Annotated in this window: 12 protein-coding genes; 5 read left to right on the top strand and 7 right to left on the bottom strand. The window is 37.8% G+C overall.

Annotation, left to right across the window (positions count from 1 at the left end):
* Positions 1 to 12 precede the first annotated feature (12 nt).
* The 3 genes from rplQ to eno all read left to right on the top strand — a co-directional run bounded on the left by rplQ (position 13) and on the right by eno (position 3,287).
* On the top strand, positions 13 to 501 hold the full coding sequence (rplQ, locus tag G6N06_RS14780) for a 50S ribosomal protein L17 (protein ID WP_163517563.1): 489 nt from the start codon (positions 13 to 15) through the stop codon (positions 499 to 501).
* A gap of 172 nt (positions 502 to 673) precedes the next feature.
* The gene (gene carA / locus G6N06_RS14775) at positions 674 to 1,777 is read left to right on the top strand and encodes a glutamine-hydrolyzing carbamoyl-phosphate synthase small subunit (protein WP_163517562.1); all 1,104 of its coding nucleotides are present in this window, start codon (positions 674 to 676) and stop codon (positions 1,775 to 1,777) included.
* A 214-nt stretch (positions 1,778 to 1,991) separates the two neighbouring features.
* Complete coding sequence (eno, locus tag G6N06_RS14770; RefSeq protein ID WP_163517561.1) at positions 1,992 to 3,287, top strand: phosphopyruvate hydratase; 1,296 nt, start codon at positions 1,992 to 1,994, stop codon at positions 3,285 to 3,287.
* Positions 3,288 to 3,387: 100 nt separating this feature from the next.
* On the opposite strand, the gene G6N06_RS14765 is transcribed toward eno, so the two are convergent.
* Positions 3,388 to 4,140: a DUF481 domain-containing protein gene (locus tag G6N06_RS14765; protein ID WP_163517560.1), complete on the bottom strand. Its 753-nt coding sequence runs from the start codon at positions 4,138 to 4,140 to the stop codon at positions 3,388 to 3,390.
* Between the two features lie 247 nt (positions 4,141 to 4,387).
* Here G6N06_RS14765 and G6N06_RS14760 point away from each other — a divergent pair, with 247 nt between their 5' ends.
* Both G6N06_RS14760 and G6N06_RS14755 read left to right on the top strand, forming a co-directional pair.
* A complete protein-coding gene (locus G6N06_RS14760; RefSeq protein ID WP_163517559.1) occupies positions 4,388 to 5,674 on the top strand; it encodes a citrate synthase in 1,287 nt (428 codons plus the stop codon).
* A gap of 64 nt (positions 5,675 to 5,738) precedes the next feature.
* On the top strand, positions 5,739 to 6,653 hold the full coding sequence (locus G6N06_RS14755; protein ID WP_163517558.1) for a dimethylarginine dimethylaminohydrolase family protein: 915 nt from the start codon (positions 5,739 to 5,741) through the stop codon (positions 6,651 to 6,653).
* A gap of 39 nt (positions 6,654 to 6,692) precedes the next feature.
* Here the strand turns inward: G6N06_RS14755 and G6N06_RS14750 are convergent, their stop codons facing one another.
* The 6 genes from G6N06_RS14750 to ftsH form a co-directional block, all read right to left on the bottom strand.
* Positions 6,693 to 7,112 carry a hypothetical protein gene (locus G6N06_RS14750; RefSeq protein WP_163517557.1) on the bottom strand — a complete coding sequence of 140 codons (420 nt, stop codon included), beginning with the start codon at positions 7,110 to 7,112 and terminating at the stop codon, positions 6,693 to 6,695.
* Between the two features lie 163 nt (positions 7,113 to 7,275).
* Complete coding sequence (locus tag G6N06_RS14745; protein WP_163517556.1) at positions 7,276 to 7,545, bottom strand: acyl-CoA-binding protein; 270 nt, start codon at positions 7,543 to 7,545, stop codon at positions 7,276 to 7,278.
* The gene (locus G6N06_RS14740; protein WP_163517555.1) at positions 7,542 to 8,195 is read right to left on the bottom strand and encodes a phosphatidylserine decarboxylase family protein; all 654 of its coding nucleotides are present in this window, start codon (positions 8,193 to 8,195) and stop codon (positions 7,542 to 7,544) included. Before G6N06_RS14740 ends, G6N06_RS14745 begins: the two co-directional genes overlap by 4 nt.
* Positions 8,185 to 9,006 carry a phosphatidate cytidylyltransferase gene (locus G6N06_RS14735; RefSeq protein WP_163517554.1) on the bottom strand — a complete coding sequence of 274 codons (822 nt, stop codon included), beginning with the start codon at positions 9,004 to 9,006 and terminating at the stop codon, positions 8,185 to 8,187. The genes G6N06_RS14740 and G6N06_RS14735 overlap by 11 nt, the downstream gene beginning before the upstream one ends.
* A gap of 81 nt (positions 9,007 to 9,087) precedes the next feature.
* Positions 9,088 to 9,693, bottom strand: a complete 606-nt coding sequence (locus tag G6N06_RS14730) for an LUD domain-containing protein (protein ID WP_163517553.1) — start codon at positions 9,691 to 9,693, stop codon at positions 9,088 to 9,090.
* Positions 9,694 to 9,801: 108 nt separating this feature from the next.
* Positions 9,802 to 11,820 carry an ATP-dependent zinc metalloprotease FtsH gene (gene ftsH / locus G6N06_RS14725; RefSeq protein WP_163517552.1) on the bottom strand — a complete coding sequence of 673 codons (2,019 nt, stop codon included), beginning with the start codon at positions 11,818 to 11,820 and terminating at the stop codon, positions 9,802 to 9,804.
* Positions 11,821 to 11,825: the final 5 nt, after the last annotated feature.

The raw sequence follows: 11,825 nt of genomic DNA, 5'->3' as shown, positions 1-11,825 counted from the left end.
TAAACAAAGGTCATGAGACACGGAAAAAAAGGAAACCATTTAGGTCGTAAAACCGCACACAGAAATGCAATGTTGGCTAATATGGCTTGTTCTTTAATAGAACACAAACGTATCAACACTACAGTTGCGAAAGCAAAAGCTTTAAAGCAATTTGTTGAGCCAATGATTACAAAGTCTAAAGAAGATACCACACACAACAGACGTATTGTGTACAGTAGAATTAGACAAAAAGAAGCCGTTGCTGAACTGTTCAGAGAAGTTGCACCAAAAGTTGGCGATCGTCCAGGAGGATACACACGTATCATCAAATTGGGTAATCGTTTAGGTGATAACGCTGATATGGCAATGATCGAATTGGTAGATTTCAACGAAATCTACAACGCCGATAAACAACCTAAGAAAAAATCAACCCGTAGAGGGCGTTCCAAAAAATCTACTACTCCTGTTGCACCTGCTGCTCCAGTTGTTGAAGATAAAGCAACCAACGAGGAAGAAGAATAAATGGCTGTACATTTATAAATATAAAAAGGATAAACGTTTTAGTTTATCCTTTTTTTTATGCAATTTTGCAAAACTTTAAAACGTTCTGAAAGGTTTTTAAAACGTCCTGCAAGGTTTTTAAAACCTTGTAGGTCTATATAACTGAACAACTAAACAAGTAATATTTTTTATTTTGAAATATACTAAAAAACACAAAGCCATCATTCTACTTTCAGATGGTACTATTTTTCACGGTAAATCAATAGGAAAACAAGGTACAGCCTTTGGCGAAATTTGTTTTAACACTGGAGCCACAGGTTATCAGGAAGTCATCACAGATCCATCTTATTTTGGACAACTAATGGTGGCTACTACAGCACATTTAGGAAACTACGGTACCCATAAGGATGAAATTGAATCTGATGCCATACAAATTGCCGGATTGATTTGTAAGAATTTTAGCTACAATTACTCCAGACCGGCAGCAAATGCTTCCTTGGAAGAATTCTTGGATAAGTATGATCTATTCACAGTGTCTGACGTTGATACACGAGCATTAGTGAGTTATATAAGGGATAACGGCGCTATGAATGCCGTCATATCCACCGAAGTAGATAATATCGAAGGGTTAAAGAAACAACTGGCCGCCGTGCCTGAAATGGAAGGTCTTGAACTGGCATCAAAAGTCAGTACAAAAGAAGCCTATTTTGTAGGTGATGAAAATGCAACTTACCGCGTTTCTGCCCTTGACTTGGGAATTAAACGAAATATACTTCGGAATTTGGCCAGAAAAGATGTGTATATTAAAGTGTTTCCGTTTGATGCCACTTTTGAGGAAATGGACGCTTTTAAGCCTGACGGATTTTTTATTTCCAACGGGCCTGGAGATCCAGAACCATTAGAGAGTGCCATCACTCTGACCAAAGAAATCATTGAACGGGACAGACCGCTTTTCGGTATATGTTTGGGACACCAGATTATTGCATTGGCCAATGGCATTTCAACCTATAAGATGAATAATGGCCATAGGGGCATCAACCATCCAGTAAAAAACCTGATCACTGGCAAAGGTGAAATCACGTCTCAAAACCACGGTTTTGCCATTAATCGAGAGGAAACTGAAAACCATCCGGACATTGAAATCACACATGTGCATTTAAACGATAATACCGTTGCTGGACTTCGGATGAAATCAAAAAATGTGTTCTCTGTTCAATACCATCCGGAGGCAAGTCCAGGACCTAATGATGCAAACTACCTGTTTGATCAATTTGTAGAAAACATCAAAAAAAAATAGTATGAAAACCTCAAAAAACCATCGGCTTTTTTGAGGTTTTCTTATAGCGAAATCATTATCGCTGTTTTTATTTGTAATTCTGAAGCCCAATGGGAAGTTTGGGTGAACTATTTCGTAAATTTACATTGATCAAACCTCTCGGTTTCTCAAAACTTGGAAAGTCTAGTGAGGATTTTATCAACAAAAAATATCAATAACAATAAAATATATAACAATGAGTATCATCATCAACATTCATGCAAGACAAATTTTTGATTCACGTGGAAATCCGACGGTCGAAGTAGATGTTATTACCGAAAATGGCATTATGGGTCGCGCTGCGGTGCCTTCTGGAGCTTCTACGGGCGAACATGAGGCTGTAGAACTTAGAGATGGCGGAAAGGCCTATATGGGCAAGGGTGTGCTTAAGGCAGTTGAAAATGTGAATGGCATTATTGCTCAGGAACTTTTGGGCACTTCTGTTTTTGAACAAAATAAGGTAGATCAGTTGATGATTGATTTGGACGGAACTAAAAACAAATCGAAATTGGGCGCCAATGCCATTCTGGGTGTTTCTTTAGCCGTTGCGAAAGCAGCTGCCGGCGAATTGGGTATGCCATTATACAGATATGTTGGCGGTGTTTCGGCCAACACTCTTCCTTTACCAATGATGAACATCATTAATGGTGGATCACATTCGGATGCACCTATCGCTTTCCAGGAGTTTATGATCATTCCGGTAAAGGCAAAAGATTTCACACATGCCATGCAAATGGGAACGGAGATTTTCCATCATCTCAAAGATGTTTTGCACCGTAGAGGTTTAAGTACTGCTGTAGGAGATGAAGGTGGATTCGCACCAAACTTGGCTGGTGGGACTGAAGATGCTTTGGATACTATCAAAACAGCAGTAGGAAATGCTGGTTATTCTTTTGGCGATGATGTGATGATTGCTTTAGATTGCGCCGCAGCCGAATTCTATGTGGATGGTAAATATGATTATAGCAAGTATGAAGGCGAATCTGGAAAAGTAAGAACAAGTACAGAGCAAGCGGATTACTTGGCAGAATTAGCGTCTAAATATCCAATAATCTCTATTGAAGATGGAATGGATGAAAACGATTGGGACGGCTGGAAATATTTGACTGAAAAAATAGGTAAAAAAGTACAATTGGTGGGTGATGACCTGTTTGTTACCAATGTGGAACGTTTATCAAGAGGTATCGAGAACGGGATTGCCAATTCAATTCTTATTAAAGTCAACCAAATCGGAACCTTGACAGAAACCATCGCTGCTGTCAATATGGCCCACAATGCTGGTTATACCTCAGTTATGTCGCATCGATCTGGTGAGACCGAAGACAATACCATTGCCGATTTGGCAGTTGCTTTAAACTGTGGACAGATAAAAACAGGTTCGGCATCACGTAGTGACCGTATGGCAAAATACAATCAGTTGTTGCGTATTGAAGAAGAACTTGAGAATGTGGCCTATTTCCCAAAGGAGAAAGCATTTAAGATTAAGAAATAAATATAGATAAATACTTAATTTAATAACCCAAACGTTGATGCGTTTGGGTTATTTTGTTTAATGATAGACCATATTCCTTCTTTTAAAATAATATCAGATTTTAAAACGTATATAAAAGCCCATTTGTCCATTCGTATTGTGATTTAGGTATGGTGACCACTGGATAAGCATCAAAGTTGTATATGAACGTGGTTTTAAAAGCGAGATTCTCCCAGATTTTGAATAGTACGCTTGTGGTACTTGATAACCTAAAATCCTTTAGTTTATCCAATCGGGGTTGATAATAACTGGTACTGATGATGGCTAATGTTTCCGTTGGATAAAGACTAAATGATAAGTAGGTGCTTCCGCGGACGTCTTTATGGACTCTATCCGTTGCAATATCTGAGGCTTTTTCATATTCATACATAATTAAAGTTCCCAAATAAAACCGATAATCGTCATTGGTGCTAAGCTTGAATCGTGGTCCAGCACCAATCAATCCTCTAAAATCTATTTCGGAGATTGCATCGTACTGAGCTTGGGCAAAGCCTTCCATCTTAATCTTTTCAGTAATCGTATAATTATAGCGCAAATGTTGGGTGCCTTTGTTGACGAATGATTCACCTGCTGCCTTCTCAAATTTTAAATCATTGATAAAAAGCCATAACTCCTTTTTGTTATTATATTGAAGATCTGCTTTGGTTGCAATTTTAAAGATGTTGTTCTTGTTTTTGATGAGGCTCGCATCTAAACTCACAGATCCCGTCCATTTTGCAGAATCGGTCTTTTTTCTTAACGTTTCTACGTTGATCACCTGTCCTTGCGAATAGCTATAAGTCAGTAAAAAGAGCAAACAAATAATAAATCTCATACCTATTTATTTTTTAAATAATATTTTGAAATTTCCAGAGAAAACCAACTCGATCTTTGTGCCATTTGACGACAAACAAAAATATAAAACCAATCGAAGAACAGACCATTTTTACCAATGTTTTGTATAGTTTTTAAAAATATAAAGATTGTTAAAATGCTTGTTAAGTTGCTTTATATATCGTGATATATTTTGTAATTTCGTGACATCCATCAAATAAAAACTCAAATAAAACTTATAAATCCATATGTCAGATAAAGCTACGATAGAAATACACGGTAAAAAATACGAATTTCCATTAATTATAGGCACCGAGAAAGAGGTTGCCATCGATATCAGTAATTTAAGAGCCACGACCGATAGTGTCATTACGCTCGATCCAGGGTATAAAAATACAGGTTCTTGTGAGAGTGCCATCACATTTTTGGATGGTGAAAAAGGAATCTTAAGATATCGAGGATATTCTATCGAAGAATTGGCAGAAAAGGCAGATTTTCTTGAAGTTGCTTTCCTTCTGATTTTTGGAGAATTACCAACAAAAGTGCAATTGGATAAATTCCATGCGGATATAAAAGCACAATCAGTTGTTGATGAGGATATTCGTAAAATTGTAGATGCATTTCCTAAATCGGCGCATCCTATGGGCGTTATTGCCTCACTTACAAGTGCACTCACGGCTTTTAACCCATCTTCAGTAAATGTTGATTCTGAAGAGGACATGTATAAGGCTATCGTGAAAATATTGGGTAAATTCCCTGTTTTGGTAGCTTGGACCTTCCGCAAAAAGAACGGGTTGCCTTTAGATTACGGCGATAAAAACTTGGGCTATGTGGAGAACATTCTTAAAATGATGTTCAAACAGCCTAATGAAGACTATAAAATCAATCCTATTATCTTAAATGCTTTGGATAAATTATTGATCCTTCATGCTGATCATGAGCAAAATTGCTCTACGTCTACAGTACGAATTGCAGGTTCATCTCACGTAGGTTTGTTCGCATCTCTTTCTACAGGTATTTCTGCACTATGGGGACCACTACATGGTGGCGCCAATCAAGCGGTTTTAGAAATGTTGGAAGCTATCAATGTGGACGGTGGAGATACTGACAAATATATGGCCAAAGCTAAAGATAGAGAGGATCCATTCCGTTTAATGGGCTTTGGACACCGCGTTTATAAAAACTTCGACCCGAGGGCTAAAATCATTAAAAAAGCAGCCGACGAAGTATTGAACGATCTGGGTGTGGAAGACAAAATTTTAGATATAGCAAAGGCTCTAGAAAAGGAAGCTCTGAAAGATCCTTATTTTGTGGAACGCAAGCTTTATCCTAATGTGGACTTCTATTCTGGGATCATTTACAGAGCGATGGGCATCCCGACAGATATGTTTACGGTGATGTTTGCCTTAGGACGATTGCCAGGCTGGATTGCACAATGGAGAGAAATGAGATTGAACAAAGAGCCAATTGGAAGACCAAGACAGATTTATGTTGGTGAAACTTTAAGATCTTTTAAAAATATTGATAAGCGTTAAAACACATCTATTAATGCAATAAAGCTTCATTTTTTCAAATGGAGCTTTTTTTATACTTTAGATCATGCTAAAACTGAATATTAAAAACGAAACATCAAGACTCCGGGTTGTTGTATTGGGCACGGCCATTAGTAATGGCCCAACACCCAAAGCAGAAGATGCATATGACCCAAAATCATTGGAGCACATAAAGGCAGGAACCTATCCAATTGAAGCGGATATGGTACTTGAAATGGAGGCTGTAGCCAAAGTTTTTGAAAAATATGAGGTTAAGGTCTTTAGGCCTGAACTGATCAAAGATTATAACCAAATTTTTGCAAGAGATATTGCATTCGTTATAGACGACACCTTTATTAAGGCCAATATTCTACCAGATAGGGAAAAGGAACTGGATGCCATTCAGTATGTCATTGATCAAATTGATCCAATCAAAGTAATAAGTCCACCGGAGGAAGCCCATGTTGAAGGTGGTGACGTGATGCTCTGGAACGACCACATCTTTGTGGGTACCTACAAAGGAAGTGATTATAGCGAATATATTACCGCACGGACCAATATGGAGGGTGTCAATTTTATAAAGGATTTGTTTCCCAATAAGATTGTGAAAGAATTTGATTTGGTCAAATCAAAAATAGAACCCAGAGATAATGCACTACATTTAGATTGTTGTTTTCAGCCTGTTGGGACAGACAAGGGGATTATTTATAAAAGTGGCTTCAGGGAAGAAAGTGACTATATGTACTTGGTCAATTTGTTTGGAAAAGAGAATTTATTCCATATTACCCGTGAGGAAATGTACCATATGTACAGCAATGTATTTTCCATTTCAGAAAATGTGGTTATATCAGAACGGAATTTCACACGTTTGAATGATTGGCTTCGAACAAATGGCTTTACTGTGGAAGAAGTGCCTTATGCCGAAATATCCAAGCAGGAAGGCTTGTTGCGATGCAGTACGATGCCTCTAATCAGAGATTAAGGAACGCGCTAAAAATTATCACTTGAATAACCTTTGCCATTAGTATTGCAAACCAACGACAGCCGTGCTTAAAAAAGTGGCGCAAATAGATAGTCTAAAGTTGTAACGCATATTTTCCTTAAAATGAAAGTAGAAGATAAAAGCCATATTTATAACGTGATATATTAAAAGGGTCGTGTGGAGAAACCCTTTGCCATCTGCATAAATTATCAGCGCCGTTAATGTGATGATATTGCTGATCACAAAATATGAAAGCGCTAAAGCCACTTTCTTTTTATTGGATTCACTCAAAAAATCGTTTCCCAAGAATAATCTTACAGGAAAAAAATAGATACTCACTACCACTGCAACGACCAAATATACAAATGTGGCAATAACGTTTTTGATGGTTAAAAAATGCATCACGCTCATTAGAAGCACTAAGATATAATCATTTCTTAAAAGTGTTTTTGATGTCAAGGCGCTATCGATTGGAATGATTGTATTGGTATCTTTATTGTTAGCGAAATGTAAAGCAATGAAATCGCGAATTCATTCATCACAAAATCCAACGCAATAAATATATTAGAATAAAATTCGATAAACAATACTTTTCTGAATCTAACTTAGGAAGAAGTTTAACCTATTTTCCGTACAGAAAATAATGATTGACCAGGTCAATATAGATGCGTTTCGCCTCGTCTGGTGTTACATTTTGTACCTGAAATAGGGCATTGGTTTTAAACGCAGTGATGATTGGTTTCTTGCTTCTTGGGGTCTTGTAGTTATTGGTTGCCTTTTTGTAATAGGCGTAGAGTCGAAGTAACAGATCTGCAGGAAACGGTTCTGTGTAGCTGTTGATGCGCTCTACAGCCTCATTAAATTCAATATCTAAACTATCTTCTGACGTCATTTTGTTTCTGCAATTACGCTTATGCCACCTTTTACTTTTTGGTTAAGTGTTACTTTTATCTCAGTATCCAAAGGTAAAAATAAATCTACCCTCGAACCAAATTTTATAAATCCAGAATCAGCTCCTTGCTGTACGTCATCATCTACTTGGGCATAATTGACAATTCGCTTTGCCAAAGCTCCCGCAATTTGACGGTACAGCACCTTGCCGAAAAATTCATTTTCAACCACCACGGTGGTGCGCTCGTTTTCTTCACTGGCTTTTGGATGCCATGCCACCAAAAATTTCCCAGGATGGTATTTGCTAAATACTACTTTGCCGCCTATTGGATAGCGCGTAACATGTACGTTGATGGGCGACATAAACACCGACACCTGAATACGTTTATCCTTAAAGAATTCCTTCTCAAAAACTTCTTCAATGACCACAACCTTTCCGTCAACTGGCGACAGTACATGATGGTCGTGAAGTGTGCCAATACGCTTCGGATTTCTAAAAAACTGAAGAATAATGAGAAAGAATGCTATTATCACTAACATTAAACTCGTTCTTAGCCAAGATATCGTGACAAAGTAATCAATGCACATGATGGCTATCACAACGACTGCGATAGATATCAGCACTATTTTATGGCCTTCTTTATGTAACATAGGGGAATAATCTTAAAAATAAATAAAAAAATGGTGCAGCAAAAATAATGCTATCCAGCCGATCTAACAAACCGCCGTGTCCTGGCATGATGACACCACTGTCCTTGACACCAGCTTGCCTTTTGAACTTAGACTCAATCAAGTCGCCCAAAGTTCCAAAAACACTCGCAATAATACCCAAAATGAGCCAACGCGTAAAATCTAAAGTACCTGTAAATGTAGCAATAAAATAACTAGCCACGCAAGCAAAAAATAGGCCACCCATAAAGCCTTCAACAGTTTTTTTTGGAGATACACTTGGGAACAGTTTCTGTTTTCCAAAATTTTTACCTACCAAATAAGCCCCCGTATCATTCACCCAAATTAATATAAATGCGCCTAAAAGCAGCATGGGTGTGAACTCTTTATCATTATTTGCAATCAATATGAGAAATATAAATGCACTAGTAAGATAAAACGTGGTGAGTAGATAGCGTTTGGACTCAAAGAGAGGGATTTTTTTTTCAGAAAATAAATCCTTGATTAAAAATAGTTGTACAAAAATGGTAAGGACATGAAGAATTTTTATGGTTTCATTAAAGCCTAAATCTGTTTCAGGAATGACGGCCCAAATGCTAAAGGCCAAATACATCACGGTAAAAACGATATAGGGAGCTTTACTTTCTAATTGGATGAGCTTTTTAAATTCGGCCATACAGATAAGTCCAAAGGCAAAAAAAAGAACCACCAACATATATTGCCAATATATAGAAAGTATCAGCAATGAAATGTAGATTGCGCCAGAAACGGCTCTTGTACTAAGTTCGTTCATCTGTTGTGTTTAAGGAGATTGAAATAACAGATGAGACATTTGAAATGAATTTCTGGACATAGAATAAAGTAAAAAGGTTCATTAAAGATCTTCTAGTAGCAGCAAATATAGGTTTTTTGAGCTACTTCCATAACTAAGAAAGTTTTTATCTTCTATGGTTTTGAAATGTTTGATAGTTGTGATGTTGGTAGGGATTTTATCTCTATTCTTGTTTTTAATGCCTCTAAGACCTTCACCAATATTTTCAACAAACTGACTTGTGGTTGCGTAGATTACAAAATTGGGAGGTAAGTCCCGCAATTGCTTTTCTGCAATTTGGTTGGAGGAAATCAATAAGGAGCCGTCATCTGCTATTAGATATTCGCAGGTAGATAAGAAATATTCACTTTCTGAAGGGTTTCTGGTGGATTTAAGATCAAAATCCTTGAATAAATCCTTAAGTCGTGTGTCTAACAGAAAAACGCTCTTGCCTTCCCAGTTGTTTTCTTGTAGGATTTTTTTTAAGGTTTTATGGATTTCTTCCATATTTTCACAATACAGAAATTTTCCCCCATTAGCTTTGAAATTTATAGTAAATTTTTCGTCTATAGGCAGCTTGATTTCAGGCATGTACTTGCCTCTCTCTTCGCTTTTTATGTGATCTTCTGGCGTGTCTTTTAGGCCGAAAATTTTACGAAATAGACTCATGTATGGTTTGCTATTAACCTGATTTTACTAATGATTAGCTCAAATATAAAAAAACTTAAATTAACATAAGATTAATTTAAGTTTTTTATATGAATTTGAAACTGGATTCTAAACTAGTGGTTCATCTTTTTTAATATCTTCTGCCGGCACTTCAACGTTCTCAATTTCTGGAGGGGTTTCCTTCGCCTTGTTCTCCCGTTCCAAAACGTCCTTATCAAATGGACGAATACCAAAAATACGTTCAAGATTATCCTTGAAAATAACTTCTTTTTCAAGTAGCTCTTCTGCTAATTCGGTTAATTTATCCTTGTTTTCCTCCAAAATCTTGATGGCGCGCAAGTATTGCGTTTCAATAATTTCAGAGATTTCTTTATCAATCAACTCTGCCGTTTGCTCACTGTAAGGTTTGGTAAATCCGTATTCAGATTGCCCAGAGGAATCGTAGTAAGTTATATTTCCTACTTTATCGCTTAGCCCGTAAACGGTTACCATAGCACGTGCTTGCTTTGTAACTTTTTCCAAATCGCTTAAAGCACCTGTTGAAATCTTGCCAAAAATGACCTGCTCAGCGGCCCGACCCCCAAGGGCAGCACACATTTCGTCCAACATTTGTTCTGTTCTTACGATCAGACGTTCTTCAGGTAAATACCAAGCAGCACCTAAAGATCGTCCTCTTGGTACAATGGTTACTTTCACCAAAGGCGCAGCATGTTCCAACATCCAACTTATCGTGGCATGACCAGCTTCATGGAAGGCAACAGCGCGTTTCTCGTCTGGAGTAATGATCTTATTCTTCTTTTCAAGACCACCAATAATTCTATCTACGGCATCCAAGAAATCTTGTTTGTGAACGGCCTTATTGCCTTTACGAGCAGCAATCAAGGCAGCCTCATTACATACGTTGGCAATATCTGCACCCGAAAATCCCGGTGTTTGCCTGGCAAGGAAATCGATGTCTAAATCCTCGCCCTTTTTGATGGGTCTTAAATGGACTTCAAATATCTCCTTTCGTTCAACGATGTCCGGAAGATCTACAAAAATTTGTCTGTCAAATCGACCAGCTCGCATTAATGCTTTATCTAATATATCAGCTCTATTGGTTGCGGCAAGGACAATAACGTTGGTATTGGTACCAAATCCATCCATTTCGGTCAATAACTGATTCAGTGTGTTTTCACGCTCATCATTGGAACCGGACATGGCATTTTTGCCTCTGGCACGGCCAATGGCGTCAATCTCATCAATAAAAATAATAGAAGGCGATTTTTCCTTTGCTTGTTTGAACAAATCACGCACTCTTGAAGCTCCGACACCCACAAACATTTCTACGAAATCTGAGCCGGATAAGGAGAAGAAAGGAACCTTAGCTTCACCTGCAACCGCTTTGGCCAATAAGGTTTTACCTGTACCTGGAGGTCCTACAAGGAGTGCTCCCTTAGGAATTTTACCCCCCAAGGAGGTGTATTTTTCTGGAGTCTTTAAGAAGTCCACAATTTCTTGAACTTCTTCCTTGGCGCCTTCCAAACCTGCAACATCTTTAAATGAAGTCTTTATATCAGTATTTTCATCGAACAATTTGGCTTTAGATTTCCCTATGTTGAATATCTGGCCACCAGCACCACCGCCAGCGCCACCAGACATCCGTCTCATGATGAAAATCCAAACTCCAATGATCAAGATAAATGGTAGGAGACCCAAAAGGAAATCTCCCCATACGTTGTGCTCAGTCTCAAAAGTGACTTCGGTGTTGCTGAGGTTATTTTCTTTAATAACGTTTCTGATTTCTTCCTGAAAAAGTGCCAAATCACCAAATTCAAATTTGTAATTCGGACTAGGGTTGACAGTAGGAATAATGTTATTGGGCCTGGTCCCTTTATGGGTATCTGTTTGAAGTGCGGCTTCTGTTAAATATACTTTGGCCTCTCTATTGTTGACAATTTCAACTTTGGCAACATCTCCATTTTTTAAATATTCAAAAAACTGAGCTGGTGTTGTAGTTTTAGCATCCTGTCCACCAAAACCACCTGAGAATATCTGAACTGCGAAAAAAGCAGCAATGACCATTCCATAGATCCAGTACGGACTTAACTTTGGCTTTTTGTTTAAGTTTTTATTTTCTTTTGACATTAATC

The organism is Gelidibacter japonicus (assembly GCF_010725055.1).
Classification (GTDB): domain Bacteria; phylum Bacteroidota; class Bacteroidia; order Flavobacteriales; family Flavobacteriaceae; genus Gelidibacter; species Gelidibacter japonicus.
This window is presented reverse-complemented; position numbering and strand designations above follow the sequence as displayed.

Bases quoted from the DNA above. Each gene is read 5' to 3' on its own strand.
- G6N06_RS14755 (WP_163517558.1), top strand. From the start codon at position 5,739: ATGCTAAAACTGAATATTAAAAACGAAACATCAAGACTCCGGGTTGTT.
- G6N06_RS14765 (WP_163517560.1), bottom strand. From the start codon at position 4,140: ATGAGATTTATTATTTGTTTGCTCTTTTTACTGACTTATAGCTATTCG.
- rplQ (WP_163517563.1), top strand. From the start codon at position 13: ATGAGACACGGAAAAAAAGGAAACCATTTAGGTCGTAAAACCGCACAC.
- G6N06_RS14760 (WP_163517559.1), top strand. From the start codon at position 4,388: ATGTCAGATAAAGCTACGATAGAAATACACGGTAAAAAATACGAATTT.
- G6N06_RS14735 (WP_163517554.1), bottom strand. From the start codon at position 9,006: ATGAACGAACTTAGTACAAGAGCCGTTTCTGGCGCAATCTACATTTCA.
- ftsH (WP_163517552.1), bottom strand. From the start codon at position 11,820: ATGTCAAAAGAAAATAAAAACTTAAACAAAAAGCCAAAGTTAAGTCCG.
- G6N06_RS14740 (WP_163517555.1), bottom strand. From the start codon at position 8,195: ATGTTACATAAAGAAGGCCATAAAATAGTGCTGATATCTATCGCAGTC.
- G6N06_RS14745 (WP_163517556.1), bottom strand. From the start codon at position 7,545: ATGACGTCAGAAGATAGTTTAGATATTGAATTTAATGAGGCTGTAGAG.
- G6N06_RS14730 (WP_163517553.1), bottom strand. From the start codon at position 9,693: ATGAGTCTATTTCGTAAAATTTTCGGCCTAAAAGACACGCCAGAAGAT.
- eno (WP_163517561.1), top strand. From the start codon at position 1,992: ATGAGTATCATCATCAACATTCATGCAAGACAAATTTTTGATTCACGT.